The sequence below is a fragment of the Brachybacterium sp. J153 genome (assembly GCF_036311905.1).
In the GTDB taxonomy this organism is placed as follows: Bacteria; Actinomycetota; Actinomycetes; order Actinomycetales; family Dermabacteraceae; genus Brachybacterium.
Genome location: NZ_JAZDCH010000023.1, coordinates 20,724 through 46,908 on the forward strand (window position 1 = coordinate 20,724; position 26,185 = coordinate 46,908).

Annotated in this window: 22 protein-coding genes and 3 tRNA genes; 9 read left to right on the plus strand and 16 right to left on the minus strand. The window is 72.6% G+C overall.

Annotated elements, in window-relative coordinates; genetic code table 11:
• The first annotated feature begins 17 nt into the window (after window positions 1-17).
• The 3 genes from V1258_RS10825 to V1258_RS10835 all read left to right on the plus strand — a co-directional run bounded on the left by V1258_RS10825 (window position 18) and on the right by V1258_RS10835 (window position 4,347).
• Window positions 18-1,076, plus strand: a complete 1,059-nt coding sequence (locus tag V1258_RS10825) for a lipoate--protein ligase family protein (protein ID WP_329749748.1) — start codon at window positions 18-20, stop codon at window positions 1,074-1,076.
• A 66-nt stretch (window positions 1,077-1,142) separates the two neighbouring features.
• The gene (gene valS, locus V1258_RS10830; protein ID WP_329749711.1) at window positions 1,143-3,836 is read left to right on the plus strand and encodes a valine--tRNA ligase; all 2,694 of its coding nucleotides are present in this window, start codon (window positions 1,143-1,145) and stop codon (window positions 3,834-3,836) included.
• Between the two features lie 22 nt (window positions 3,837-3,858).
• The gene (locus V1258_RS10835; protein ID WP_329749712.1) at window positions 3,859-4,347 is read left to right on the plus strand and encodes a PH domain-containing protein; all 489 of its coding nucleotides are present in this window, start codon (window positions 3,859-3,861) and stop codon (window positions 4,345-4,347) included.
• A gap of 60 nt (window positions 4,348-4,407) precedes the next feature.
• On the opposite strand, the gene V1258_RS10840 is transcribed toward V1258_RS10835, so the two are convergent.
• From V1258_RS10840 to V1258_RS10855, 4 genes are all read right to left on the minus strand, one after another.
• Window positions 4,408-5,712, minus strand: a complete 1,305-nt coding sequence (locus V1258_RS10840; RefSeq protein WP_329749713.1) for a WXG100 family type VII secretion target — start codon at window positions 5,710-5,712, stop codon at window positions 4,408-4,410.
• Between the two features lie 119 nt (window positions 5,713-5,831).
• On the minus strand, window positions 5,832-7,703 hold the full coding sequence (gene selB, locus V1258_RS10845; RefSeq protein WP_329749714.1) for a selenocysteine-specific translation elongation factor: 1,872 nt from the start codon (window positions 7,701-7,703) through the stop codon (window positions 5,832-5,834).
• Window positions 7,700-9,106, minus strand: a complete 1,407-nt coding sequence (gene selA, locus V1258_RS10850) for an L-seryl-tRNA(Sec) selenium transferase (RefSeq protein ID WP_329749715.1) — start codon at window positions 9,104-9,106, stop codon at window positions 7,700-7,702. The genes selB and selA overlap by 4 nt, the downstream gene beginning before the upstream one ends.
• A gap of 61 nt (window positions 9,107-9,167) precedes the next feature.
• Window positions 9,168-9,262 (minus strand) — tRNA-Sec (locus tag V1258_RS10855).
• Between the two features lie 139 nt (window positions 9,263-9,401).
• On the opposite strand from V1258_RS10855, the gene selD reads away from it, so the two are divergent.
• Window positions 9,402-10,397, plus strand: a complete 996-nt coding sequence (gene selD, locus V1258_RS10860; RefSeq protein ID WP_442878616.1) for a selenide, water dikinase SelD — start codon at window positions 9,402-9,404, stop codon at window positions 10,395-10,397.
• Window positions 10,398-10,416: 19 nt separating this feature from the next.
• Here selD and nrfD read toward each other — a convergent pair whose 3' ends face one another.
• The 7 genes from nrfD to V1258_RS10895 form a co-directional block, all read right to left on the minus strand.
• On the minus strand, window positions 10,417-11,532 hold the full coding sequence (nrfD, locus tag V1258_RS10865; protein WP_329749717.1) for an NrfD/PsrC family molybdoenzyme membrane anchor subunit: 1,116 nt from the start codon (window positions 11,530-11,532) through the stop codon (window positions 10,417-10,419).
• Window positions 11,529-12,530, minus strand: a complete 1,002-nt coding sequence (locus tag V1258_RS10870; protein ID WP_329749718.1) for a 4Fe-4S dicluster domain-containing protein — start codon at window positions 12,528-12,530, stop codon at window positions 11,529-11,531. Before V1258_RS10870 ends, nrfD begins: the two co-directional genes overlap by 4 nt.
• Window positions 12,527-15,823 carry a formate dehydrogenase-N subunit alpha gene (gene fdnG, locus V1258_RS10875; RefSeq protein ID WP_329749719.1) on the minus strand — a complete coding sequence of 1,099 codons (3,297 nt, stop codon included), beginning with the start codon at window positions 15,821-15,823 and terminating at the stop codon, window positions 12,527-12,529. The genes V1258_RS10870 and fdnG overlap by 4 nt, the downstream gene beginning before the upstream one ends.
• A gap of 62 nt (window positions 15,824-15,885) precedes the next feature.
• Window positions 15,886-16,260 (minus strand): chorismate mutase, encoded by a 375-nt coding sequence (locus V1258_RS10880; protein WP_329749720.1) that lies wholly within the window; start codon window positions 16,258-16,260, stop codon window positions 15,886-15,888.
• Window positions 16,260-17,597, minus strand: coding sequence for an ATP-dependent Clp protease ATP-binding subunit ClpX (gene clpX / locus V1258_RS10885; protein ID WP_329749721.1), 1,338 nt, complete (start codon window positions 17,595-17,597; stop codon window positions 16,260-16,262). The genes V1258_RS10880 and clpX overlap by 1 nt, the downstream gene beginning before the upstream one ends.
• Before the next feature lie 178 nt (window positions 17,598-17,775).
• Complete coding sequence (locus V1258_RS10890; protein ID WP_329747320.1) at window positions 17,776-18,402, minus strand: ATP-dependent Clp protease proteolytic subunit; 627 nt, start codon at window positions 18,400-18,402, stop codon at window positions 17,776-17,778.
• 130 nt (window positions 18,403-18,532) lie between these two features.
• Entirely contained in the window at window positions 18,533-19,165 is a 633-nt protein-coding gene (locus V1258_RS10895) for an ATP-dependent Clp protease proteolytic subunit (protein WP_329747287.1), read from the minus strand.
• Between the two features lie 363 nt (window positions 19,166-19,528).
• Here V1258_RS10895 and V1258_RS10900 point away from each other — a divergent pair, with 363 nt between their 5' ends.
• Window positions 19,529-20,338 carry a C40 family peptidase gene (locus tag V1258_RS10900; protein ID WP_329749722.1) on the plus strand — a complete coding sequence of 270 codons (810 nt, stop codon included), beginning with the start codon at window positions 19,529-19,531 and terminating at the stop codon, window positions 20,336-20,338.
• Window positions 20,339-20,510: 172 nt separating this feature from the next.
• The gene (locus tag V1258_RS10905) at window positions 20,511-21,113 is read left to right on the plus strand and encodes a dihydrofolate reductase family protein (protein WP_329749723.1); all 603 of its coding nucleotides are present in this window, start codon (window positions 20,511-20,513) and stop codon (window positions 21,111-21,113) included.
• A gap of 116 nt (window positions 21,114-21,229) precedes the next feature.
• Here the strand turns inward: V1258_RS10905 and tig are convergent, their stop codons facing one another.
• Both tig and V1258_RS10915 read right to left on the minus strand, forming a co-directional pair.
• Window positions 21,230-22,579, minus strand: a complete 1,350-nt coding sequence (gene tig, locus V1258_RS10910; RefSeq protein WP_329747283.1) for a trigger factor — start codon at window positions 22,577-22,579, stop codon at window positions 21,230-21,232.
• 86 nt (window positions 22,580-22,665) lie between these two features.
• Window positions 22,666-22,739, minus strand: a tRNA-Pro gene (locus V1258_RS10915).
• A 138-nt stretch (window positions 22,740-22,877) separates the two neighbouring features.
• Here V1258_RS10915 and V1258_RS10920 point away from each other — a divergent pair.
• Window positions 22,878-22,951: transfer RNA gene (locus V1258_RS10920), tRNA-Gly, on the plus strand.
• 76 nt (window positions 22,952-23,027) lie between these two features.
• Here V1258_RS10920 and V1258_RS10925 read toward each other — a convergent pair.
• Complete coding sequence (locus tag V1258_RS10925) at window positions 23,028-23,204, minus strand: hypothetical protein (RefSeq protein WP_329749724.1); 177 nt, start codon at window positions 23,202-23,204, stop codon at window positions 23,028-23,030.
• Here V1258_RS10925 and V1258_RS10930 point away from each other — a divergent pair.
• On the plus strand, window positions 23,191-23,652 hold the full coding sequence (locus V1258_RS10930) for a hypothetical protein (RefSeq protein ID WP_329749725.1): 462 nt from the start codon (window positions 23,191-23,193) through the stop codon (window positions 23,650-23,652). The two genes, V1258_RS10925 and V1258_RS10930, sit on opposite strands and share 14 nt — an antisense overlap.
• Window positions 23,649-24,857, plus strand: coding sequence for an aminotransferase-like domain-containing protein (locus V1258_RS10935; RefSeq protein WP_329749726.1), 1,209 nt, complete (start codon window positions 23,649-23,651; stop codon window positions 24,855-24,857). The genes V1258_RS10930 and V1258_RS10935 overlap by 4 nt, the downstream gene beginning before the upstream one ends.
• A 193-nt stretch (window positions 24,858-25,050) precedes the next feature.
• On the opposite strand, the gene V1258_RS10940 is transcribed toward V1258_RS10935, so the two are convergent.
• Window positions 25,051-25,590, minus strand: a complete 540-nt coding sequence (locus V1258_RS10940; RefSeq protein ID WP_329749749.1) for a class I SAM-dependent methyltransferase — start codon at window positions 25,588-25,590, stop codon at window positions 25,051-25,053.
• Between the two features lie 59 nt (window positions 25,591-25,649).
• A complete protein-coding gene (locus V1258_RS10945; RefSeq protein ID WP_329749751.1) occupies window positions 25,650-26,177 on the minus strand; it encodes a hypothetical protein in 528 nt (175 codons plus the stop codon).
• Between the last annotated feature and the right edge of the window lie 8 nt (window positions 26,178-26,185).

Here is a 26,185-nt window from a genome sequence, read left to right on the forward strand (position 1 = left end):
CCGAGGAGACGCAGGTCCTGCACGGCGAGTACAAGGTGCGGGGAGGGAAGCTGGTCGCGGTCGACGTGACGGCGGCAGACGGCCGGATCGCCTCCGCGCACGTCTTCGGCGACTTCTTCCTCGAGCCCGACGAGGCGCTCGAGGACCTGAACGCCGCCCTGAGGGGCATGCCCACCGAGGCGACCGCCGCCGAGCTCGCCGCCGCGATCACCGACCGCCTCGCCGGGCGCCCCGAGCCCGTGCAGATGATCGGCTTCGACGCCGAGGCGGTCGCGATCGCGGTGCGCCGCGCGCTCGGGCACGCCTCGAGCTGGGAGGACCTGACCTTCGAGGTGATCCCTCCCGTCGTGCTGCCGCCCGTGATGCACGTGGCGCTCGACGAGGTGCTGCCGCTCGAGATGGTCGCCGGTCGGCGCGGGCCCACCTTCCGCCTCTGGGACTGGGACTCGCCGCTCGTGGTGATCGGCTCCTACCAGTCGCTGCGCAATGAGATCGACCCCGAGGGCGCGGCACGGCACGGCATCGGCGTGGTGCGGCGCATCACCGGCGGCGGCGCCATGTTCATGGAGCAGGGCAACTGCATCACCTACTCCCTGGTCGTCCCCACCTCGCTGGTGGAGGGGCTGAGCTTCGAGCAGGCCTACGCCTATCTCGACGACTGGGTGATGGGCGCCCTCGCCGAGATCGGGGTGAAGGCCCGCTACGTGCCGCTCAACGACATCGCCTCCGAGCAGGGCAAGATCGGGGGCGCGGCCCAGCGCCGTTTCGCGGGCGGCGTGCTGCTGCACCACGTGACGATGAGCTACGACATCGACGCCGCCAAGATGGGCGAGGTGCTGCGGATCGGCCGCGAGAAGCTCTCCGACAAGGGCACCCGCAGCGCGAACAAGCGCGTGGACCCGATGCGCTCCCAGTCGGGACTGGCCCGGGAGCGGATCATCGACGGGTTCCTGGACTACTTCCGCGCCCGCTACGACACGGCAGAGTCGACCTACACCGAGGACGAGCTCGCGCGGGCGCGGCAGCTCGTCGAGACGAAGTTCGGCACCGAGGAGTGGACCGCGCGGGTGCCGTGACGCGACAGCGCTCACACTGCCGACGCCTGCGTTGCACCGCTCCGCAGACCTGGAACAATGTCCCGCATGACCGACACCGCATCGCGCCCTGACGCCCAGACCTCGATCCCCGATCGTCCCTCCCTCGAGGGCCTCGAGGAGAAGTGGGACGGCGTATGGAGCGAGCAGCAGCTGTACGCCTTCGATCCGGAGACCACCCGTGATCAGGTGTTCAGCGTCGACACCCCGCCGCCCACGGCCTCGGGTTCCCTGCACGTCGGCCATGTCTTCGGCTACTCGCAGGCGGACATGATCGTCCGCTACCAGCGCATGCGCGGGAAGAACATCTTCTACCCGCTGGGCTGGGACGACAACGGCCTGCCCACCGAACGCCGGGTGCAGAACTACTACGGCGTGCGCTGCGATCCGTCGCTGCCCTACGACCCTGACTTCACGCCCCCGCAGGAAGGCGGCGACAACAAGTCGGCGAAGGCCGCGAACCAGCTGCCGATCTCCCGCCGCAACTTCATCGAGCTGTGCGAGCGCCTCACCGAGATCGACGAGAAGTCCTTCGAGGACGTCTTCCGCGCCCTCGGCCTCTCCGTCGACTGGAACCACGGCTACCAGACCATCAACGCCCACTCCCGCGCGACCTCCCAGCGAGCCTTCCTGGAGAACCTCGCCGCCGGCCAGGCGTACCAGTCCGAGGCCCCCACCATGTGGGACGTCACCTACCGCACCGCCGTCGCCCAGGCGGAACAGGAGGATCGCGACCGCGAGGGCGCCTACCACCGCCTCGGCTTCACCCGCACGGACGGCTCCGGCGAGAAGGTCGTCATCGCGACCACCCGCCCCGAGCTGCTACCCGCGTGCGTGGCCCTCGTCGCCCACCCCGACGACGAGCGCTACCAGGGCCTGTTCGGCACCACCGTCACCTCGCCCCTGTTCGGTGTCGAGGTGCCCGTGCTCGCCCATCCCCTCGCCCAGCCCGACAAGGGCGCCGGCATCGCGATGATCTGCACCTTCGGCGACGCGAACGACGTCACCTGGTGGCGCGAGCTCGAGCTGCCCACCCGCTCGGTGATCGGCCGCGATGGCCGCTTCCTCCCGGAGACGCCGTGGATCACCTCCCCCGAGGGGCAGGCGAACTACGCCGAGCTCGCCGGGCTCACCGTGTTCAGCGCGCAGAAGCGCGTGGTGGAGATGGCGACGGAGTCCGGCGACCTCACCGGCGAGATCGAGAAGATCTCCCACCCGGTGAAGTTCTACGAGAACGGCGACAAGCCGCTCGAGTTCGTGACCTCCCGCCAGTGGTACCTGACCAACGGCGGCCGCGACCAGTCCGAGGGCGGCCTGCGCGATGCGCTCATCGCCCGCGGCAAGGAGCTGACCTGGCACCCCGCCCACATGGAGTCCCGCTACCGCAACTGGGTCGAGGGCCTCGCCGGTGACTGGCTGATCTCCCGCCAGCGCTTCTTCGGCGTGCCCTTCCCGGTCTGGTACGGCGTCGGCGCCGACGGCGAGACGGACTACGACGCCGTGCTGACCCCGTCCGTGGACCGGCTCCCGATCGACCCGACGATCGACGTGCCCGAGGGCTTCACCGAGGAGCAGCGGAACCAGCCCGGCGGCTTCGTCGCGGACCCGGACATCCTCGACACCTGGGCCACGTCCTCGCTCACCCCGCAGCTCGCGGGCGGCTGGAACTCCGACGCAGAGTCCGATGGGCTCTTCTCGAAGGTCTACCCGATGGACCTGCGCCCCCAGGGCCACGACATCATCCGCACCTGGCTGTTCTCCACGATCGTCCGCTCGCACCTGCAGCAGGACGCCCTGCCGTGGAAGCATGCCTCGATCAACGGCTGGATCCTGGACCCGGACCGCAAGAAGATGTCCAAGTCCAAGGGCAACGTCGTCACCCCCATCGGCCTGCTGCAGCAGCACGGCTCCGACGGCGTCCGCTACTGGGCCGGCCGGGCCCGCCAGGGCGTGGACACCGCCTTCGACGAGGGCCAGATGAAGATCGGCCGTCGTCTCGCGATCAAGATCCTCAACGCCTCGAAGTTCGCGCTCGGCTTCGGCGAGGCCCCCGCCGATCCGGCGGGCCGCCTGGCCGCCGATCCCGCCGTCGTCACCGATCCGCTGGACCGGGCGCTGCTGGCGAACCTCGCCGAGGTCGTCGAGCAGTCCACCGTCGCCTTCGACGACATGGACTACGCGCGGGTGCTCGAGCTCGTCGAGCCCTTCTTCTGGGCCTTCTGCGACGACTACATCGAGCTGGTCAAGGAGCGCGCCCACGGCAACTCCGCGACCGGGCAGGCCGGAGCGGACTCCGCGCGGGCCGCGCTCGCGATCGCGCTCGAGGTGCAGCTGCGGCTGTTCGCCCCGGTGATCGTCTTCGCGACCGAGGAGGTGTGGTCGTGGTGGCGGGACGGCTCGGTGCACACCCAGCCCTGGCCCGAGGCCGCGCCCCTGCGCGAGGCCGCCGCGGGGCAGGACGCCGCCCTGCTCGACGCGGTCGCCCAGGCCGCGATCGTGGTGCGCCGCCTGAAGTCCGATGCGAAGGTCTCGCAGAAGACGCCGGTGCTCTCCGTGACGGTGCGCGCCCCGCAGGCCACGGCCGCACACCTCGAGGCCGCGCGCGACGACCTGATGGCACTGGGCCGGATCGAGACGCTCGAGATCGTCGGCGGTGAGGTCGAGGGCATCACCACCGAGGACGCCGTGCTCGGCGAGCCGCCGGTGAAGCAGCCGCGCGGCGGCCAGGGCGCCGCGTCCTGACCGGGGGATCGATCGGTCCCCGATGAGTGCTCGCACCTATCGCAGCGGGTCGGCGACGATTCTGCGCGTCGTCGGCCCGCTGATCGCCGTCGTCGACATCCTCGTGTTCGTGCCGCTCCCGGTGCTGCTGTGGCTCTCGAGCGAGGACGCCTCGGTGCTGGTGATGCTGCTGTTCGTCCCGATCGGCGTGATCGCCGGGGTGTTGCTGTTCCTGGCGGGACAGCGCTCCTCGGTCACGGTCAGCACGGAGGACGTCTCCTGGCGGACTCTCACCAGCGCCCGCCGCACGGTTCCCTTCTCGGCGGTGCGCGGGGTGGAAGTGCCCACGGCACGGCGGGGTCCCACCGGGGTGCGCCTGCACCTGCTGGACGGGAACATCGTGGCCGTCGGCGCCGTGGCCATGTCCTCCGGAGAGGGCGGCAACTCCGCCGACGGCGGCTACCTCCGTGCCGCGCAGGCGATCACTGCGGCGCACGCCGCGTGGTGGGCGCGCCACCCCGGCCACCGCTGAGGCGGATCCCGGCCGACGAGCCGCTCCGCCCCGGGGCCTCGCCCCCGAGGGCGAGGGTCATCAGTCGAACGGGTTCAGGGAGCTGACGGTGCTGCTGACCGCACTGCTCGCGCTGTCCCAGGCACCGGAGGCATCCGAGATGGCGTCGTCGATGTCGTAGTCGCTGGGGGTGAAGGTGTTGACGATCTGATTGGGGTGGATGGCGAGGCTCGTACTGCCGCCCAGCCCGAGCTCGACCGCGAGCTGCCCGCCGACGTTCACCGAGATCTCGTCGGTCGAGACGGTCGCGCCGGCGGAGGCTCCGGCTCCGGCCCCGGCCTTCTCGCTGATCGACGTCGAGGAGGAGAACCATCCGCCCGGACTGGTGCTCTCGTAGGTCTGAGTGACCTGGCCGCCGGCGAAGGCGTTCGCGCCGCCGCCGATCGTGAACCCGTTGGCCTGGCCGTCCTCGTTCCGGGTGACGTGGGCGTAGCTGTAGGCGTTCGCGTTGGCGCCGACGTAGGCGTCGGTGGTGATGGTGCTGGAGGACCCGAAGGGCCCGTCGAGCGTCGCGCTCTGCGAGGCGTACAGGCCCGAGCCCGCCTTCGCGCCGTACGAGTAGCCGTCGGGCCCGACGGTGCCGCCGGCCTCGACGTACGCCTCCGCCCCGACCCGGTGGCTGGTGGTGAGCCCCGTTCCGAAGGGTCCGTTCAGCTGGGTCTCGACCCCCGCCTCGAGGCTCCCACGGGCGCCGATGGTCGCAGTGGTGTTGCCGTACGGGTCGGTGGTGACGTTGGTGCCCGCGCTGTAGTTCGCCCCTGCGTGCACGTCCACGTAGCCGGCGTCGTTGCTGATCTCCTGACCGGGCAGGAGCTCCGGGTTCCAGGTGAAGTCGTCCCCGACGGGGCGCTGCTCCCCGAAGGTGGTGCCCCGGGTCGAATAGCCCTGGTCGCCGTAGAAGAACGGCGGGGCCGGGGGACCCGACGGCGTCGGCAGGGGGAAGGGCGGGAAGGACGGGAAGGGCCCACCGGGGCCGAGGGGACCGAAGGGGCCGGGGAGCGGGAAGGGGAAGGGCAGCGGCAGCCCGAAGGGGCCGTGTCCTGGTCCTGCCCCACGGCCGTTCTCGGAGGCGCTGTCCTGCTCTTCGGCGTGCTCGCGCAACTGGTCGGCGCGCGCCTGCAGCTCCTCGGCCCGCGCGGAGATCCCCGCCCGCACCTGGGAGGTCCACCGCTCCCGGAAGGCGTCGGCGTCGGGCCCGTTCCAGTCGACCGAGGCGATCAGTGCCGAGGTGGTGCCGAGGAGGTCATGCAGCGTGCCCGCCTCGCGCCGGCAGGCCTCCGCCTGCGTGCGCAGCTGCTCGGTGTCTGCTCCGAGGAACCCGCTCATCTCGTCCCCTCCCCTGACCCGCCCCGTCGGCGGATGCTCGTCCCTGATCTGAGAAGGAGCCTAGGGCGGATGCCCGGCACCGCCCATGGGGAGCACTCCCCATTCCGGGCGACGGGCGGTCAGCGCACGATCTCGCGGCGGCCCGCGTCGACGCGCCTCGTCCAGCCGCGGCGATCGAGATGCTCGAGCAGCGGGATCGCGACCCGGCGCGTGGTGCCGAGCGCCTGCCTCGCGGCCGAGGCGGTGAAGGGCTGCTCCAGCCGGGCGAGCTCCCGCATGGCGAGAGCCGCCGCGGGCGGCAACAGCACCACCTCGCCCGGCAGGCGGAGGATCCTGCCCTGCCGGGCCGCGGCGGCGAGCTGCTCCGGTCCGAGACCCAGGGCGGCGAGCTCCTCCGCCTCGGGGGCCGCGAAGGGCGCGCCGCGCAACCGCTCCTCGAGCCGGGTGATCGACTCCTCGGCCTGACCGAGCCCTCCCGCACGCACCGGATCGACGAGCCGGCCGTCCCGCTCGACGAGGCTCGCGGCGCGCAGCAGGCTCGGGAGCAGCGCGGGGCCGAGCGCGGCGGGCAGCGGCGGGGTGGCGGGCCCTGCGGGTCCGGCCCGCGTACCGGTCCGGGCATCGTCCCGGCGGGCGGCGAGCGCGTCGAGGGCGGCCTTGAGCGGCAGCCCGGCCGAGAGCGGACGGGCCGTGTGCTCGGCGTCGACCAGCTCGGCGAGACGCCGCGACCAGGCCACCTGCGCCTCGCGGTCCACCAGCAGATCTCCTGCGCGCGCGATCCCCTCGGGCAGCGGGTCCGGGAGGCGGACCCCCTGCCGGACGAGCCGCCCGGACGGCACCGCCCCGTGGCGGAGGATGATCCCGGCGGCATCCCCGTCGGCCCCGATCCCCGCGAGCGCAGCGGCCCGACGGGCGGCGTCCCCACGACGGGTCAGCACGGGCGGGTCGACGTCGAGCACCAGAGCGCCGCCGAGCAGCGGGTGCTCGCCGCTGCCGCGCAGCACGATCCGGTCGCCGCAGCGCAGCGGCAGCGGCCGGTCGAGGGTGAGGCGGGCGTGGGGACCGCCGAGGGGACGCAGACGCACCGGCACCGCGGCGGTGCCCGCATGGGCGACGAGCTCCGCGGGCGCCGCGCCGAGGTCGCCCAGCGCGCCGCAGAGGTCGACCCGGGCGTCGACGACACCGATCAGATCCCAGGCCCCGGGGGTGAGCAGGGCGTCGCCGCGGTGGATCGAGCCGGCCTCGGCACCGCGCAGGTTCACGGCAGTGCGCCGCACGGGTCCGAGCTGCTCGGCGTCCTCGCCGCCGGACTGCAGGGCGCGCACGGTGGTGCGTCGCGCCTGGCCCGCGCCGACCAGGTCCAGCTCATCGCCGACCCGCAGGGTGCCCGCGCCGAGGGTGCCGGTGACCACGGTGCCCGCGCCGGGGAGCGAGAAGGAGCGGTCGACCCACAGGCGCACGTCGGCGGTCTCGTCGGGGGTCCGCGCTCCGGCCACGACCTCGTCGAGCACCTCGCGCAGGGTCTCCATCCCCTCCCCCGTGCGGGCGGAGACCGCGACCGCGGGGACGTCCGCGAGGCCGGTGCCCGCGAGCTCCTCGCGGGCGCGGGCGGTAACCTCGAGGGTCCGGTCCGGGGCGAGGTCGGTGCGGGTGATCACGAGCAGGCCCTGGTCGAGGCCGAGGGCGGCGATCGCGTCGCGGTGGTCGGAGGACTGAGCGCTCCAGCCGCCGTCGGCGGCCACGACGAAGCAGACCAGCGGGGCGGGGCCGAGGCCCGTGAGCATCGTGGCGAGGAAGCGCTCGTGCCCGGGGACGTCCACGAACGCGATCTCCCGCCCGGAGGGGAGTGTGGTCCCGGCGAAGCCGAGTTCGATCGTGAGTCCGCGCCGCCGCTCCTCCGCGAGGCGGTCCGGTTCGATGCCGCTCAGGGCGCGGACCAGGGTGGACTTGCCGTGATCGACGTGGCCGGCGGTCGCGATCACCTGGCTCATGGGGCGGGGGTCTCCGCCTCGAGGCGGGCGCGGGCGGCGAGCACGGCCCGCTCGACGGCGCCGTCCTCGGCCTTGGGCACGCAGCGCAGGTCGAGCAGGCAGGCGCCGTCGCGGACGGTGCCGACCACGGCCGGATCGCCGGTGCGCAGCGGGGCGGCGAGCTCCTCCTCGAGCGCGACCGCCCAGCCGGGCAGGGGCACCCCGACCCCTCCCCCGCCGCCGACGCGCCCGTCGTGCGCCCGCAGCTCCCCGCCGAGCCGGGCGGCGAGGCGCGCGCTGCGCTCCCGGAGCGCCTGCGGATCGGCGCGCAGGGCGGCGAGCACCGGCGGGACGGGCCCGCGGAGGGTCGCCTCGAGGGCGGCGAGGGCGAGCTTGTCGGCGCGGACGGCGCGGGCGAGGGGGTGACGGGCGAGGCGCGCGATGATCTCCGCCCGCCCCAGCAGAATCCCCGCCTGCGGCCCGCCGAGGAGCTTGTCCCCGCTGGCCAGAACCAGGTCGGCGCCGGCCTCGAGGGCGCCGGCGGCATCGGGCTCGGCGGGCAGGGCCGGTTCGGGGCGCAGCAGGCCGGACCCGAGATCGGCGATCAGCGGCAGGTCGTGCTGGTGGGCGATCGCGGCGAGCTCCGCGATGCCGACGCCGCTCGTGAATCCCTCGAGGCGGAAGTTGCTCGGGTGCACGGTGAGGATCGCGCCCACGCCGGGGCTCCCCTCCGCACCGCCGTCCGCTCCCGTCGGTCCCGCAGCGCAGGCTGCCCGGAAGTCCTCGGCGTGGGTACGGTTGGTGCTGCCCACCTCGCGGATGCGCACCCCGGTGGAGGCGACGAGATCGGCGAGGCGGAACCCGGCGCCGATCTCGACGAGCTCCCCCCGGCTCCACAGCACCTCGCGGCCGCCAGCGAGCGCGGTGGTCGCGAGCATCAGGGCGGCCGCCGCGTTGTTCACGACCAGCGCGTCCTCGGCGGCGGGGCAGGCGGCGAGGAGCGCCGCGCGGGCGGCGGCACCACGCCGGGAGCGCATCCCGGTTGCCAGGTCGAGCTCGACGTCGGTGTATCCCGCGGCCTCCTGGAGGGCCTGGCGGGCCGCGTCCGAGAGCGGAGCCCTGCCGAGGTTCGTGTGCACGAGCACTCCGGTGGCGTTCAGGACGGGGCGCAGCGATCCGGCGGAGCGGGGGGCGAGCGCGGCGAGCACCGCGTCGCGGACGCCCTCGGGGGCGATCTCGCCGCGTCGGGCGCGGTCCTGCGCCCCCTGGACCGTGCGCCGCAGCGCGGCCGCGCCGAGGCTCGCCCCGGCCGCGGCGATCTCGGGATCGGCGAGCAGATGGTCGGTGCGGGGGATCCGGCGGCGCGGGTCCTCGCCGATGCCGGCCCCGGGGCCGACGCCGGCGCTCGACGATGATGCGCGCACGGGACCTCCTCGTCGCGCTGCTCGCGCGGGCGGGGCCGACGGACGTCGACCGCGGACGGTGTGGCGGAGGCGGACGGGAATCGAACCCGCCGGACCGAGATGCTCGGTCCCACCAGTTTTGAAGACTGGGGCGACCACCAGGGCGCAGACGCCTCCGTCGCCCACGCTATCACCGCCTTACCTGCCGCTTCACGGGGACGGCTAGGCTCGGGGCATGGTTGCCGACGACCTCCCCCCGACCGCTCCCGACACCGCTCCGGCGGCGGTCGGCGCACCTGCTCCTGTGGTCCCCGCGCTGCCGGGTCCCCGGATCCGCCTGACCACCATGGCGCACGGCGGCGGCTGCGCCTCGAAGCTCCCGCCGGGCGAGCTCGAGGACGTCGTCCGGGGCCTGAGCGGGCAGCGGTACGACCAGGTGATCGTGGGGCTCGACGACGGCGACGACGCCGCCGCGGTGCGGATCGGCGGACCGGACGGGGACACCGCCGTGCTCTCCACCGCGGACTTCTTCACCCCCGTCGTCGACGACCCCTACGACTGGGGGCGGATCGCGGCCGCGAACGCGCTCAGCGACATCTACGCGATGGGGGGTGAGCCCGTGGTCGCGATCAACCTCGTGGGGTGGCCCCGCGGGGTGCTGCCCTATGAGCTGCTGCAGGAGGTGCTCGGAGGCGGTCTCGCGATCGCGCAGCAGGCCGGGGTCCCGGTCATCGGCGGCCACTCGGTGGACGATCCCGAGCCGAAGTACGGCATGGCCGTGACCGGCACCGCTCCGGCGAATCGCCTGCTGCGCAACGATGCCGCGGAGCCGGGTCTGCCGCTCACCCTGACCAAACCGCTCGGGGTGGGGCTGCTGAACAACCGCATGAAGACCACCGGCGAGGTCTCCGCCGCGGCGATCGAGGTGATGACCACGCTGAACCGCGAGGCGTCCCGGGCGGCGCTGGCCGCCGGAGCCCGCGCGGCGACGGACGTGACGGGATTCGGGCTGCTCGGGCACCTGGCGAAGATGGCCCGGGCCTCCGGGGTCGGCGCCGTGATCGAGCGGGCCGCGGTGCCGCTCGTCGACGGGGCGGCGGAGGCGCTGCGGGACGGCTTCGTCTCCGGCGGGACGCGGCGGAACCTCGACTGGGTGCGGCCCGGGGTCGAGGCGGGTCCCGGGATCACCGAGGACGATCTGCTGCTGCTCGCCGATGCACAGACCTCGGGCGGGCTGCTCGTGGTCGGCGAGGTGCCCGGATACCCGGTGATCGGCGAGACGGTCGCGGGCTCCGGGATCCGGGTGCGCTGACCGAGCTCCCGCCGCCCGCTCAGCCGACGGTGGTGATCGAGTCGTCGGTGATGCCGGCGGCGCGGCGGGCCGCCAGGCGCGCCTTCTGCGGCTCGATCACGCGACGCGGGTCCTTCACGGACTCGAGGCCGGCGTGCAGCACGCCGAAACGGGTCAGCGCCGAGGCGGTGAGCAGCGCGGCGCCGCTCGCGACCGAGAGCGCACGGCTGCGCCGCCCCAGCAGCGCGCCGATCCCGCCGACGACGGCGAGGCGCTCCGCCCAGACGAGCAGCTGCCCCGGGGCGCCGGTCTCGAGCGGCTCCCGTTCGAGCGGGTGCATCGACTCCTTCATCCGGTGCATGCTCACCACGTCCCCCGCGACCCCGGCGACCGCGAGCAGCCGCGCCGGTCCGGCCTCCTTCGCCGGGGTGGTGACCATCGCGGCACCGCCCGCGGCGAGGCTCGCGGAGGAGGCGAAGAGGGCCGGGAGGTGGCCGCGGCCGGCCTCCCAGGTGGGGACGACGGTGTTGCCGAGCAGCGCCCCGGTGTACGAGGCCAGCAGCGGGGCGAGGACCGCCTGGCCGACGGAGGCGGGACCCTCGGCGGCGTGCAGCAGCGGGCGCAGAGTTCCGAGCGGCAGCCTCTCCCCCGCCAGGCGGTCGACCTCGACCGCGCCGAGCACCCCGGAGAGCGAGCCGAACCCGCCCACCACCCAGGTCCCCAGGCTCATGGGGCTCGTGACCTTCACGGTCCGCATCATGTTCAGGAAGCGCTCGGGTCTGCCGAGGTCCTCGATGAGCGCGACGGTGCCGAGCCCGATCGCGCCCAGCGCCACCAGCCGGGTGTTGCGGCGCAGCAACGGCCTGCCTGTGGTCTGCGCGCCGAAGGCCAGCAGGGCGGAGCCGCCGGCGACCCCGCCGAGGAACAGGTACGCGGCGATCGGGGCCTTCCACGGCGGGGCCTTGACGACGGGCCGGCCGTAGTAGGAGTCGTACTCGCCGGACCGCTCGATCTCGACGTCCTCGACGACGGCACCCTCGCGGGACCCGTCGCCCATCCCGACCTCGCCGAGGCCGCGGCGACGGCGGCGTCTCCCGCCGCCGCGGCGTCGGGGCTGCTCCGGCGGTCGGTCGGCGTCGAAGGCGGTGAGGCTCATCGGCGCGCTCCCAGGAAGGACAGCGCGACGGCCGCGACCATGCCCGCGGCCGCGAGGCCGGTGCGGGCGTAGGTGCGGGCCAGGGACTTCGTGGGCACCTGCGGGTCCGGCGGGAGGCCGTAGACCTCGGGCTCGTCCAGCAGCAGGAACACCGAGCCGGTGCCGCCGACGCCGTCCCGCGGGTTCGCGCCGTACAGCCGTGCCTCGGTCATGCCCCGCTCGTGCAGGTCGGCGACGCGCCGCCGGGCCTCGGCGGTGAGATCCGGGTGCTCGCCGAAGGTGATGGACTGCGTGGGGCAGGTCGCGGAGCAGGCGGGCTGCTCGCCGTCGACGAGCCGGTCGTAGCACAGCGTGCACTTGCTCGCGGTGTTGCGGCGCGGGTCCTCCTCCTCGCGCACGGCGAAGGGCGAGACGGTGCCGTCGTCGCGGCGCTCGATCACCCCGAAGGGGCAGGCGCTGACGCAGGTGCCGCAGCCGTTGCACACGTCCTGCTGGACCACCACGGAGCCGAACTCGGAGCGGAAGATCGCGCCGGTCGGGCACACGTCGAGGCATCCGGCGTTGGTGCAGTGCTTGCACACGTCCGAAGACATCAGCCAGCGGAACTCAGGGGTGTCCGGCGGGGTGCGGTCCGCCTGCGCGATGTCCCCGGCGGGCATGGCGCCGCGCGGTCCGGTGCTCCTCGGCCCGATCCCCGGCATGCCGAGGCTGACCAGCTTCCGCCCGGACTCGCGCGCCTCCTCGATCCGCTCCCGGCCCTGCTCGACGAAGGCCACGTGGCGCCAGGTGTTCGCGCCGAGCTCGCCGGTGTTGTCGTAGCTGGAGCCGAGGATCTCGAGGTTGCCGTCGATCGGGTTGCGGTTCCACTCCTTGCAGGCCACCTCGCAGGCCTTGCAGCCGATGCAGATCGAGGTGTCGGTGAAGAACCCCCGGCGCTCGTGATCGTGGCCCCAGCCGGCCTCCGCCGCGGGTCCCTCGGGTCCGGCGAGCAGGCTCATCGGTTCCTCATCTCCTTCATCGTCGGCTCCCCCGTGGGGACGGCGGTCGCCTCCTCGGGACCGCGCACCTGATGCGCCGTCCCCTCGACGGCCGGTCCCGCACCCGGCGCACCCTCGGCCCCGTCGACCTGCGGGTGCAGCGCGGGGATCAGCCCGGCCCGCCGACGGTACTCCCGGACCAGCTCGGCCCGGCCGGCGCCGCGCGGCCGGCGCCCGGGGAGGATCGTGCAGGCGTTGTTCTTGCTGTTCTGGATCTGGGTGTTGGCGTCGAGGTTCATGCCGATCAGGTCGTTCGCCCCGTCCCCGGTCACGATCGCCTCGCTGCCCTGCCCCCAGTGGAAGGGCAGGCCGATCTGATGGACGGTCCGCTCCCCCACGCGCAGCGGCGTCATCCGCTCGGTGACCAGCACCTTCGCCTCAATGGCATTGCGCGCCGAGATAATGGTCGCCCAGCCGTAGGGCTCGAGTCCGAGCTCCTCGGCGAGTTCCGGGGAGACCTCGCAGTACATCTCGGGCTGGAGCTCGGCGAGATAGGGCAGGAAGCGGCTCATGCCGCCCGCGGTGTGGTGCTCGGTGATCCGGTAGGTGGTGAACACGTACGGGTAGACCTCGCCGCTCGCCCCCATCGCACCCGCCGAGCTGAGGTTGTCCTCGTCGCGGAAGGTGACGCGCGTGGGGTTGGACTGCTGCGCGTACAACGGATTGCGGATCATCGACTCGGGCGACTCGTAGTGCGTGGGCATCGGCCCGTCGACCATCCCGGTCGGGGCGAAGAGCCAGCCCTTCCCGTCGGACTGCATGATGAAGGCGTCGGTTCCCGCGAGGGCCGCCGCGCCGCCCTTGCTCGGGTCGCCGGGATCGTCGGGCCGCTTGGTCGGCGGGAAGTCGGGGACGTCCTTGCCGGTCCACGTCCCGGCCTCCTCGTCCCACCAGACCCACTTCTTCCGCTCGCTCCAGGGCCGGCCGGCCGGATCGGCGGAGGCGCGGTTGTAGAGGATCCGACGGTTCGCGGGCCAGGCCCAGCCCCAGTCTGCCGCGGTCTCGTCCTGATCCTGTCCCGGGGTGCGCCGGCGTGCCCGGTTGACCCCGCCCGCCTGCACGCCGGCGTAGATCCAGCAGCCGCCCATGGTCGAACCGTCGGCCGCCATCTCCCCGAAGGAGGCGAGCGGCTGACCGGCCTTCTCCCCGGTCAGGTGGCGGCCGTTGATCTCGGCGAGGACCGCCTCCGCATCGGGCTCGCCGTGCTCGTCGACGGGATAGTCCCATGTCAGATCCAGGATCGGTCGATCGCGCGGATCGGTAGAGTCGCGGAGCTTCTCGCGGATACGGCAGCCCAGGTCATACATGAACTCGAGGTCGCTGCGCGCATCACCGGGCGGATCCACGGCCTTGTCGCGCCACTGCACCAGGCGCTGGGTCTGCGTGAAGGAGCCGGCCTTCTCGGTGTGGTTCGCGGCCGGGAGGAAGAACATCTCGGTGCCGATCTGCTCCGGGGACAGCTCCCCCGACTCGATCTCCGGCCCGTCCTTCCAGAAGGTCGCGGACTCGATCATGTAGAAGTCCCGCACCACCATCCACTTCAGGTGGGTGAGCCCGAGGCGCTGCAGGCGGCCGTTGGCCGAGCCGACGGCGGGGTTCTGGCCGAAGAGGAAGTATCCGTCGACCCCGCCCTCGAGCATCCGCATCACCGTCTGGTACGTGCCGTGGGCGCCCGTGAGCCGGGGCAGATGGTGGAAGCCCCAGTCGTTCTCGGCGGTGGCGTGCTCGCCCCACCAGGCCTTCAGCAGGTTGACGGCGTAGACGTCCGCGTTCGCCCAGAAGCCCTTCTGCTCCTTCCTCCCCACGGAGAGGACGTACTCGGCGAAGTCGTCCTGGCCGGCCTTCGGCATCGGCAGGTACCCGGGGAGGATGTGGTAGAGCGTCGGGATGTCGGTGGAGCCCTGGATGGTGGCGTGGCCGCGCAGGGCCATGATCCCGCCGCCCGGACGGCCCATGTTCCCCATCAGCAGCTGCAGGATCGCGGAGGTGCGGATCATCTGCGCACCGCCCTGGTGCTGGGTCCAGCCGAGGGCGTACGCGAACATCGTCGTCTTCTCGCGACCCGAGTTCTCCACGATCGAGCGCGCCAGGAACTCGAAGTCCTCCGGGGAGATGCCGCAGGTGTCCTGCACCATCTGCGGCGTATAGCGCGCGTAGTGGCGCTTCAGGATCTGGAAGACGGTGCGCGGGTGCTGGAGGGTCTCGTCGCGCTCGGGGAGACCGCGGGCGATGCGGTCCGGATCCCCGGCGTACGCCCAGGTGGAGTCGTCATAGGTGCCGGTGTCCGGGTCGTAACCGGAGAAGAGGCCGCCGAGGTCCTCGGGATCGCCGTACTCCTCGGAGATCAGCGTCGAGGCGTTGGTGTAGGCCCGCACGTACTCGTCGAAGAACAGCTCGTTCTCGAGCACGTGCCGGATCACGCCGCCGAGCAGCACGATGTCGGTGCCGCTGCGGATCGGGATGTGCCGGTCCGCGTTCGCCGAGGTGCGGGTGAAGCGCGGATCGATGTGGATCACGCGGGCGCCGCGCTTCTTCGCCTCGATCACCCACTGGAAGGCGACGGGGTGGGCCTCGGCCATGTTCGAGCCCTCGATGACGATCAGGTCAGCGTTGGCGAAATCCTGCACCGTGTTCGTGGCCCCGCCACGACCGAACGAGGCTCCCAGACTGGGAACCGTGGCGGAGTGTCATATGCGGGCCTGGTTCTCCATCTGGATGGCGCCCGCGGCGGTGAAGAACTTCTTGATCAGATAGTTCTCCTCGTTGTCGATGGTCGCGCCGCCGAGGCTCGCGATCCCCATCGTGCGCCGCAGGGGGTGGCCCTTCTCGTCGACGTCCTCCCAGTGCTTCCGGCGCGCCTCGAGGAAGCGGTCCGCGATCATGTCCATCGCGGTGTCGAGGTCGAGGTCCTCCCACTCGGTGCCGTACGGCCGGCGGTAGCGGACCGTGGTCTGGCGGAGGGAGGAGTTGGCGAGCTGCTCGCTCGCGGCCCCCTTGGGGCAGAGCCGACCGCGGGAGATCGGGGAGTCCGGGTTGCCCTCGATGCTGAGGACGCGTCCGTCCTGGTGGTGGACGCGCTGGCTGCAGCCGACGGCGCAGTAGGGGCAGACGCTGTCGACGACACCGTCCGCCGCGGCGGTGCGCGGCGCGATGCTGCGGGTCCGCGCGGAGGTGACGGCGGTGCCACGACCGGTCGGATCCGCTCCGCGAAGCTGCCGGATCACCGGCCAGTCGAGGAACGTGGTGCGAGCCATGGCGCCGACACTACCAGCGCGCACGGCGCAGGGCAGGGACTCCGGGCAGGTTCCCCTGCTGGTCAGGAGGAGGCGGGGCCCGACGGGCCGGACTGTTCCGGGGAGGAGGGGTGCTCCTCGCGCAGCCGCTCGTGGTGGCGGATCACCTCGGTGACGATGAAGCGCAGGAAGGCCTCGGCGAAGACGGGATCCAGGCCCGCCTCGTCGGCGAGGGAGCGCAGACGCTGGATCTGCTGCTGCTCGCGGTCCGGATCCGCCGGGGGCAGGCCGTGGGCCGCCTTGAGCACCCCCACCCGCTGGGTGTGGGCGAAGCGCTCGGCGAGGAGGTGCACGAGGGCGGCGTCGATGTTGTCGATGCTGCGGCGCTCCCCGAGGAGCAGCTCACGGGCACGCTCGACGTCGTCGGGCACGAGCGGGGCGGGACGGTCTGCGCTCATCAGGCCGAGCGATCCTGGCGCTCGCGGTCGGCGCGCTCGCCGTCCTTCGCGGTGACCATGAGAGGCGCGCGCCCCTCGGTGACCACCCCGGCGGTGATCACGACCTTCGCGACGTCATCCCGCGAGGGCACCTCGAACATCACCGGCTGCAGCGCCTCCTCGAGGATCGCGCGCAGACCGCGCGCCCCGGTCTCGCGGGCGATCGCCCTGTCCGCGATGGCCTCGAGCGCCGACTGCTCGAAGTCGAGCTCGACACCGTCCAGCGCGAACATCTTCTGGTACTGCTTCACCAGGGCGTTGCGCGGCTCGGTCAGGATCGAGATGAGGGCCGGCCGGTCCAGGTTCGTCACGCTCGTGATCACCGGCAGGCGGCCGATGAACTCGGGGATGAGCCCGAACTTCAGCAGGTCCTCGGGCAGCAGCTTGGAGTAGATCTGCTCCTGCTCGAGAGGGGTGTGCAGCTCCGCGCCGAAGCCGATGCCGCGCTTGCCGATCCGCGAGCCGATGATGTCCTCGATGCCGGCGAAGGCGCCCGCGACGATGAACAGCACGTTCGTGGTGTCGATTTGGATGAACTCCTGGTGGGGGTGCTTGCGCCCGCCCTGCGGGGGCACCGCGGCGACCGTCCCCTCGAGGATCTTCAGCAGCGCCTGCTGCACGCCCTCGCCGGACACGTCGCGGGTGATCGAGGGGTTCTCGGCCTTGCGCCCGATCTTGTCGACCTCGTCGATGTAGATGATGCCGCGCTCGGCCTTCTTGACGTCGTAGTCCGCGGCCTGCAGCAGCTTCAGCAGGATGTTCTCGACGTCCTCACCGACATAGCCCGCCTCGGTCAGCGCGGTCGCGTCCGCCATGGCGAAGGGAACGTCGAGCATGCGCGCGAGGGTCTGGGCGAGATAGGTCTTGCCGCAGCCGGTGGGCCCGACGAGCATCACGTTGGACTTCGCGACCTCGACCGGGTCCTCGTGGCTCCCGGCCTCCTCGGCCAGGGCCGCCGCCGCGGTCTTACCGCCGTGCGTACCGGCCTCGGCGTCCTGGGCGCGCAGACGCTTGTAGTGGTTGTAGACGGCGACCGAGAGCGCGCGCTTGGCGGGCTCCTGGCCCACCACGTACTCCTCAAGGAAGTCGAAGATCTCGCGGGGGGCGGGCAGCGGCGCCTGCTCCTCGGCGGCGGGCTGCGCCGCCTGGATCTCCTCCGCGATGATCTCGTTGCACAGTTCGATGCACTCTTCGCAGATGAACACCCCGGGACCCGAGATCAGGCGCTCCACCTGCTTCTGCGACTTGCCGCAGAAGGAGCACTTGAAGACGTCCGTCCCCTCGCTCGTGCGGGCCATCTGCGTGTCCTCTCGTCAGGTGGTCGGGGGTCTGCGGGGCCGATGCCCGGCAGGGCGGTCCTCGCGGTGGAGGACCTCGTCCACGGTACCGTGCGGGGCCCCGCGGATGCGGGAGGCCGCGCCCGGGGACGGAGGCGTGCCGGACGGGGCGGGGGCCAGGGCCCCCGCCCCGTCGGACTCAGCGCGCGACCTGGGCGCGGGGCTCCTTGCGGGAGGTCAGCACCTGGTCGACCAGGCCGTACTCGAGAGCGCTCTGGGCGGTGAGGATCTTGTCGCGCTCGATGTCCTTGCTCACCTGCTCGGCGGTGCGGCCGGAGTGGTGGGCGAGGGTCTGCTCGAGCCACTCGCGCATGCGCATGATCTCGTTGGCCTGGATCTCCAGGTCGGAGGCCTGGCCGCCGCCCTGACCGCCCATGGCGGGCTGGTGGATGAGGATGCGGGCGTTCGGGAGCGCGAGGCGCTTGCCCGGGGAGCCCGCGGCCAGCAGCACGGCGGCGGCGGAAGCCGCCTGGCCCAGGCACACGGTGGTGATGTCGGGCTTGATGTACTGCATCGTGTCGTAGATCGCGGTCAGCGCGGTGAAGGAGCCACCGGGGCTGTTGATGTACAGCGTGATGTCGCGGTCCGGGTCCTGGGACTCGAGCACGAGCAGCTGCGCCATCACGTCGTCGGCGGAGGCATCGTCCACCTGCACCCCGAGGAAGATGATGCGGTCCTCGAAGAGCTTGGTGTACGGGTCCTGGCGCTTGAAGCCGTAAGCGGTGCGCTCCTCGTACTGCGGGAGCACGTAGCGGCTGGTGGGCATCGGGGTGGTGCCCGCACCGACCTGCGCGGTCGGGACGGACGGCAGCGAGCCGTAGAAACGGGGGTCGAAGGTCACGAGGTCTCCTGGCGTGGGGTGGTGTCTGCGGGTGACGGGGCGGGCGGGAGGACGGTCAGTCGTCGGTGCCGCCGCCGCCGGTGACGTCGCCCGAGCCGCTGACGATCTTGTCGATGAAGCCGTACTCGAGGGCCTCGGCGGCCGTGAACCAGTGGTCGCGGTCGGAGTCGGCGTGGATCTGCTCGACGCTCTTGCCCGTCTGCTCGGCGATCAGCTCGGCGAGCTGCTGCTTCATGGAGAGGATGAGGTCGGCCTGGATCTTGATGTCGGTGGCGGTGCCGCCGAGGCCGCCGAGCGGCTGGTGCATGAGGACCCGGGTGTGCGGGGTCGCGTAGCGCTTGCCCTTGGTCCCGGACGACAGCAGGAACTGCCCCATCGAGGCCGCCATGCCCATGCCGACCGTCACCACGTCGGGCTTGACGAACTGCATGGTGTCGTAGATGGCCATGCCCGCGGTGATGGAGCCGCCGGGGCTGTTGATGTAGAGGTAGATGTCCTTGTCGGGATCCTCCGCGGCGAGCAGCAGCAGCTTCGAGCAGATCGCGTTCGCGTTCTCGTCGCGCACCTCGGAGCCGAGCCATACGATGCGCTCGCGCAGCAGGCGCTGGTAGACGTTGTCGTCGAGCCCCATGGGGGTGTCCCCCATGGCGCCGCGCGGCGCGGAGGTCCTGGTGTTCTGAGAGGTCACGGTGTCTCCTTCAGGGCGGGATGGACGATGGCTCGACTCTAGGCGGTGCGCAGGGCGCCTCGGGGGGCTGTTCGCCGCAGGCGCACTGGCCGACGGCGCGAGGGCACCCCGTCCGCCGCTGTGTCCGACGGTTCGCCGGATCGTCAAGCCGTCCCTCCGTCTGGTCACGTCTGGTCGACCTGACGCAAAGACCCCGTCAAGTCCCCTGCCCGGCTCCCCCAAAGCCCTTCGGTCAGGCGCGCACCGGCCCCTACGGTGAATCCATCACCCACGGTGACGCACTCACCCCGACAGCGGTGGTCGCACGATCCAGCACGACATCCCCGGTCGACGTGACCGGCCCGGAAGGAACGAACCGCACTCATGGCCAAGCACAACACCCACCGGACCCCCGGTCTCGCCCGTACCCCGATCGCCGGCGCCCGCAAGGCTGCCTACGGCGTCGGCGGTGCCGCGATCCTCGGTTCCGTCCTCGTCGGCACCGCCTTCACCGGAGGCGCCGCCCAGGCCGCCCCGGCGGCCCCCGCCGCTCCCGCGCAGTCCGCCCCCGCCGCCCAGACCGCGGCCCCCTCCGCCGCCCTCGATTCGACCGAGAAGCTCCGCTGGGGCTCGCGCGGCGACAACGTCGAGGACCTGCAGAAGGCGCTCAACGACAACGGCGCCTCCCTCGAGGTCGACGGCGTCTTCGGCAAGCGCACCCACGCGGCCGTCAAGGATTACCAGGCCGCGAACGACCTGCAGGTCGACGGCGTGGTCGGCCCCCAGACCCGTGGCGCGCTCAACGGCGGTTCCTCGACTCCGGTCGGCGGCTCCGCCTCCGCGTCCTCCTCCGAGGGCTCCTCCTCCTCGAGCAGCATCGTCGACGCGGCCCGCTCGGCCGTCGGCACCCCCTACTCCTGGGGCGGCTCCAGCCTCAGCGGCATGGACTGCTCCGGCCTGGTGAACTTCGCCTACGAGGCCGCGGGCATCGACCTGCCCCGCTCCTCCGGCGCGATCGCCGACGGCGGCCGCACCATCTCGCAGTCCGAGGCGCGCCCCGGCGACATCGTCGCCTGGCCCGGCCACGTCGCGATCTACGCCGGCGACGGCCAGGTCATCGACGCCTCCGGCTCGAAGCAGCGCGTCGTCGAGCGCTCGATCTGGGGCAACCCGACCTTCGTCAGCTACCGCTGATCCCTCCGGCTCCGCCGGCTACGGGCCCGATCCCCTCGAGGGGATCGGGCCCGTCCCGCATCCCGGGCGGAATCCTTGACCTCCTCACGACCGCGGGAGCAGGCTGAAGGACCCGAGGGTCCGCCACCCCGCCACCGCGGGTCCCGCCATCCCGAGCGCACCAGGAGCAGACATGGGCAAGGTCGCCTACGGCTTCACCGCCTCGCTCGACGGGTTCATCGCGGGCCCCGGCCACGACATGAGCTTCCTCTCCGACACCCCCGCGGCGCCCGGCGGGGCCGAGAGTGCGGCCGAGCGGCAGGCGGCCGACGAGGCGGAGCTCGCCGGACTCGCGGCAGCCGTCGGCGTGATCATCTCCGGACGGCGCGGCTACGACGCGGCCCGCGAGCAGGCGGGCGAGCGGGACGAGCTGACGGCGGAGGCCTACGGCGGGGCCTGGTCCGGCACGGAGATCATCCTGACCCACCGCCCCGAGGAGCTCGCCGCGGATCCCTCGGTGATCGCCCTCGACCTGGACGTCCGCGAGGTGATCTCCCGGGCCCGGGAGATCGCGGGGCCCCTCGACGTCCAGATCATCAGCGCCGACATCGCCCGGCAGGCCCTCGAGCACGATCTCGTCGACGAGCTGCAGGTGTGGACCGTGCCGATCTTCCTGGGCGACGGGGTGCGGATCTTCGACGTGCCGGGCGGCCGACGGGTGCGCTGGGAGGCGGCCGGCACGATCGGCACCGATCCCGAGAACTGCGGGCGCCTCTACCGGCCGCGCCGCCGCTGAGCGGCACGATCCTGGTTCTCAGCGACCCTGCCCTGCACTGCCCTGGGCAGACGGACGGGCCGCCCTCCCCGGAGGGAGGACGGCCCGTCAGTGCCCGTCCGCGGACGGGAGAGGACTCACTTCTCGGAGTCGGCGGCCTCGTCGGCCTCGGCCGGGGCCTCGTCCTCGTCGGACTCCTCGGCCGCGGCCTCCTCCTCGGCCTCGAGACCGAGGTCGAGCACGTCGCCGGAGGCGTTCTTGACGGTCACCTCGCGCAGCGCGACGTCGAGGGCCTTGGAGCGCTGCACCTCGCCGAAGATCTGCTCGAGCTGACCGGACTGGGCGAGCATCTGCAGCAGCTGGTTCGGCTCGATGCCGTACTGCTGGGAGAGCTGACCCATGTAGTTCATCAGGTCGTTCTGGCCGACCTGCACCTCGCGGGTGGCGTTGAGCTCGTCGAGCAGGAACTGGGCGCGGATCGCCTTGACGGTGTCCTCGCGGATCTCCTCGCCGTGCGGGTCGCCCGCCTCCTTGCCCTCGTTCTGCAGGTGGGTGAGGACCTCGTCCTCGACCAGCTGCTCGGGCACCGGGATCTCGAGCTCCTCGAGGAGCTTCTCGAGGAGGGCGTTGCGGGCCAGGGCCACGCGGTTGCCCGCGGCGTCGGCCTCGGCCTGGGTCTTCAGGTCTTCCTTGAGCTCGTCGATGGTGTCGAACTCGGAGGCCATCTCGGCGAACTCGTCGTCGGCCTCGGGCAGCTCGCGCACCTTGACGGACTGGGCGGTGACCTTGATGGTCGCCTCCTCGCCCGCGCGCTCGCCACCGGCGAGCGTCGAGGTGAAGGTGGTGTCCTCGCCGGCCGAGAGGCCGATGAGCGCCTCGTCGAGGCCCTCGAGCATGTTGCCCTCGCCGATCTGGTAGGAGACGCCCTCGACGGTCTCGATCTCCTCGTCCTCGATGGTCGCGACCATGTCGAGGGAGACGAAGTCGCGATCCTCGGCGGGGCGGTCCACGCCCACAAGGGTGCCGAAGCGCTCGCGCAGCTCGGTCAGGCGCACCTCGACGGCGTCGTCGTCGACCGCGGGCTCCTCGATCTCGACCTCGAGGGTCGACAGATCGGGCAGCTCGATGTCGGGGCGGACGTCCTGCTCGACGGTGAAGATCAGGCTGCCGGTCTCGGTGCCGTCCAGGCCCGGGACCTCGTTGACCTCGACCTCGGGGCGGCCGACGGGCTTGAGCTCGGCCTCGGCGGCGGCCTTCTGGTAGAAGTCCGGGAGGGCGTCGTTGACGGCCTCCTGCATGATCGCGGGGCGGCCGAAGCGCTGCTCGACGAGCGTGGAGGGGACCTTGCCCTTGCGGAAGCCGGGGATCTGCACCTGGTCGGCGATCTTGGCGGTGGCGGCCTCGACGGCGGGCTTCAGCTCGTCGAAGGGCACCTCGACGGTGAGCTTCACCCGGGTGGGGCTGAGCTTCTCGGACTCGGTCTTCACTGGTCAGGTCTCCCTGTGGATCGTGGATCGGTGGACTGCTGTCACGGATGCCCGGGGCTCGCGCGCGGTGGCGACCGGCAGCGGAGTCGGGGTGACAGGATTTGAACCTGCGACTTCCCGCTCCCAAAGCGGGTGCTCTACCAAGCTGAGCTACACCCCGGAGGGCAACCCAGGGAATGCTACCCGCTCGCCCGCACTCGCATCGGATGCGTTCGAGGCCCCTGTGAGGAGATGCATGTCGCGCGGCGCACAGCAGAGGTGCTCCCGGCCCGCTGATCTGGTTGAATGGTCCGGTCATGCGGGCGTAGCTCAATGGTAGAGCCTCAGTCTTCCAAACTGATTACGCGGGTTCGATTCCCGTCGCCCGCTCCAGACCACGGGCCGCGGCCTCCCTGGACAGGGAGCCGCGGCCCGTGCGCGTCCCGTCCGCTCTCGCGGCCGCCGCTCGTCAGGAGCCGACGGCGCGCGCGACCAGCTCCGCGATCCGCTCCGCGGCGGCGTCGTCCACCTCGGCGACCCCGAAGGCCGTCGGCCACATGCTGCCCTCGTCGAGGCGCGCAGCGGCGTTGAAGCCGAAGCTCGAGTAGCGCTCGTCGAACGTCGAGGAGGGGGTGAAGAAGCACACCACCTCGCCGTCGAGCGCCCAGGCCGGCATCCCGTACCAGGTGCGGGGGTCGAGCTGCGGGGCGACGCGGCCGACGATCTCGTGTCAGCAGGGCGGTGCGCTGCCGCGGCACGAACACCGCCGGCGCGACCGCGAGGCGCTCCCCCAGGAGCTCCACCGCCCCGACGACGTTCTCGAGGAACTCGCCCGCCTCGCGTCGGCGGATCATCGCCTCGAGCTGCGCCGGGTCGCGGGCGGCACGGCGGAGCACCTCGGCCTCCTCCTCGGCGAAGACGCAGCCCGCAGCGCGCAGGCGCCGGACCGTCGTGTCGTCCCCGGGATCGACCATCCCCTCAGTCTCCCCGCAGCCGCCACGCGCCGCCAGGCGCACGCCGGACGGCCGCGCGGACGGATCTCACGGCGCCGCTGCCCGGCGCCGTCCCCCGCGCGTGACACGATGGAGCGATGACCTCGTCCCCGTCCGCCGCGCCGTACCGCTTCCCGATCGCCCCCCGCTATGCGGGCATGGAGTCGTCCCCGCTCAAGGACATCTTCGCCCTTGCCGCCCGCGAGGACGTGGTCTCCTTCGCCGGTGGGATCCCGGACCCGGAGCTGTTCGACCTCCGGACGGTCACGGCTGCCTACGACTGGGTGCTCGCCCATCAGGGCAAGCGCGCCCTGCAGTACGGCGTGAGCGAGGGCGAGCGGGAACTGCGCGAGCAGGCGGCGCGGCGCCTCTCCCGGGACCTCGCCACCGACGCCTCGCAAATCCGGATCACCTCGGGCTCGCAGGAGGGGCTGTTCGTCGTCGCGCAGGCGCTGCTCGAGCCGGGCGACGTGGTGCTCGTGGAGTCCCCGACCTACCTGGCCGCGGTCCAGGCGTTCTCCGTGCACGGCGCCCGGATGATCGGCGTGGCGACCGACGACGACGGCGTGATCCCCGAGGCGCTCGAGGAGGCGATCCGCACGCATCATCCGCGGATGGTGTACCTGATCCCCACCTTCCAGAATCCGACCGGCCGGACCATGCCCGTCGGGCGCCGGCAGGCGGTCGCCGACGTGCTGCTGCGCACCGACGTGCCGCTGGTCGAGGACGACCCCTACGGCGCGCTGAGCTTCACCGGCAGCACCTGGGCGCCGATCGCCGCGCTGCCCGGCATGGCCGAGCGGACGATCCTGCTGAACTCGATGAGCAAGCTGATGGCGCCGGGCGTGCGGATCGGCTGGATGCGGGCGGAGGGTCCCGTGCGGGACACCCTCGCGGTCGCGAAGGCCGCGATCTCGATGCAGTCCTCCGTGGTGGACCAGCTGATGGTCGCCCGGTACCTGGAGACGGCGGACCTCGAGGCGCACATCGCGACGGTGAGCGGGGTGTACCGCGAACGGCGCGACGCGATGGCGCGCGCGATCGCCCCGGTCCTCCCCGACGGCGCGCACGTCACCCACCCCGACGGCGGCATGTTCCTGTGGGCGGCGCTCGGCGAGGGCTACGACGCCCAGTCCATGCTCGAGGACGCCGTCGAGGCCGGGGTCGCCTATCTCCCCGGCTGGTCCTTCTTCGCCGACCATCCCGACCACTCGACGATGCGGCTGAGCTTCGTCACCCATGCCCCCGCGGTGATCGAGGACGCGATCGGCCGCCTCGGCGAGGTCATCGCCGCGCACCGCGCCTGACGCGGTCCGGCGTCCGGCCGGCTTCACGCCGACCTCAGGCCGGCTTCCGCCAGCGCAGCGTCGACCGGAACCCCTCCCGCCGACGCAGCTCCGCGCCCGGCAGCACCGACCGGACGCGCTCGCGGAGCTCCCCGTGGGACCAGGCGGGGTCCCGCAGCGGGATCCTCGGCCCCGGCACCGGATCCCGCACCGTTCACGGGTGCTTGACGAGTCCGATCAGCGGGTTCGTCAGCGCGTTCCCGATGTCCCACAGGGTGTCGGCCGCGGTGCGCGGCACGGTGAGGGTCACGACGAGGAGACTCCCGCCCGGACGCAGCAACGCGCGGAGACGGGCGATCGCGGACTCGAGCTCCAGGTGATGCAGGGAGGCGATCAAGGTGATCGCGTCATAGGCACCCTCCGGGTGCCTCGCGAGCATCTCGTCCGCGTGCTCGTCGAGGGTCCGACGGCGGATGGCCACCGCGGGGAGGTCACGGCAGCGCTGCGCGGCGACGTACGCCATCTCCTGATCGGGGTCGATGCCGTCCACGGCGAGGCCGGCCCCGGCGAGAGCCCGGACCAGCTCGCCCCGGCCGCACCCCACGTCGAGGGCACGGGTCGCCCCCTCCGGCAGGGAGCGCAGGATCCAGCGGTGGAAGTGGGCGTTGTGGTCCCAGGGGTGGCGGGAGTTCAGCCGGCGCAGCAGGCGTCCGGCCGCACGGACCAGCGGGTTCGGGGTGGTGCGGATGTCCACGGTGCGTCTCCTGTCGTCGTGGTCTGCGGATTCTCGAGGTTCTGCAGGATCTCCGGCTCCTAGCTCTCCAGCGCTCGCAGGCGCCGCGCGGTCAGCAGCCCGAGCAGAGCGGCGAGCGCGGCGGCGACGCCGAGCACCGCGAGCTGCCCGAGCGGCAGCACGGCCAGCAGCAGGGCGGCCGCGAGCAGCGGCACGATCACCGCGTCGGCCTGCCAGGCGAGCATCACCAGCACCGACAGGTCGCCCTGCGGGGTCGGGATCGGGGTCGCGAGCGAGAGCGGCATCGTCCCCTTCGTCGCATCCCACGCCCGTGAGGCGAGGACGACGACGGCGGTCCCCACCGGGAGCAGCACCGCTGCGGGCCCGGAGGCTCCGCCCGCCGCGGCGACCGCGAGACCGCCCAGGGCCGCGAGCACGAGGAGGAACACCAGCGGTGCCACCGCGTGGAGAACCATCTGGGTCCCTGCCCGCTGGCCGAGGAGCGGCGGGGCGCCGAGGGTGTGCACGGCGTGCCGGATCCCGTCGACGAAGGCGCCCGTCGCCCCGAGCAGCAGCAGCGTGCCGAGCAGCAGCACGACCCAGGCCACCGGGCCCG

Excerpts from the sequence above, each read along its gene's own strand:
- clpX (WP_329749721.1), bottom strand. The coding sequence starts at position 17,597 with ATGGCCCGCACGAGCGAGGGGACGGACGTCTTCAAGTGCTCCTTCTGC.
- V1258_RS10890 (WP_329747320.1), bottom strand. The coding sequence starts at position 18,402 with ATGCCCACCAGCCGCTACGTGCTCCCGCAGTACGAGGAGCGCACCGCT.
- V1258_RS10935 (WP_329749726.1), top strand. The coding sequence starts at position 23,649 with ATGACCTCGTCCCCGTCCGCCGCGCCGTACCGCTTCCCGATCGCCCCC.
- V1258_RS10870 (WP_329749718.1), bottom strand. The coding sequence starts at position 12,530 with ATGAGCCTGCTCGCCGGACCCGAGGGACCCGCGGCGGAGGCCGGCTGG.
- V1258_RS10840 (WP_329749713.1), bottom strand. The coding sequence starts at position 5,712 with ATGAGCGGGTTCCTCGGAGCAGACACCGAGCAGCTGCGCACGCAGGCG.
- V1258_RS10905 (WP_329749723.1), top strand. The coding sequence starts at position 20,511 with ATGGGCAAGGTCGCCTACGGCTTCACCGCCTCGCTCGACGGGTTCATC.
- V1258_RS10835 (WP_329749712.1), top strand. The coding sequence starts at position 3,859 with ATGAGTGCTCGCACCTATCGCAGCGGGTCGGCGACGATTCTGCGCGTC.
- nrfD (WP_329749717.1), bottom strand. The coding sequence starts at position 11,532 with ATGAGCCTCACCGCCTTCGACGCCGACCGACCGCCGGAGCAGCCCCGA.
- V1258_RS10900 (WP_329749722.1), top strand. The coding sequence starts at position 19,529 with ATGGCCAAGCACAACACCCACCGGACCCCCGGTCTCGCCCGTACCCCG.
- valS (WP_329749711.1), top strand. The coding sequence starts at position 1,143 with ATGACCGACACCGCATCGCGCCCTGACGCCCAGACCTCGATCCCCGAT.
- V1258_RS10880 (WP_329749720.1), bottom strand. The coding sequence starts at position 16,260 with ATGAGCGCAGACCGTCCCGCCCCGCTCGTGCCCGACGACGTCGAGCGT.
- selB (WP_329749714.1), bottom strand. The coding sequence starts at position 7,703 with ATGAGCCAGGTGATCGCGACCGCCGGCCACGTCGATCACGGCAAGTCC.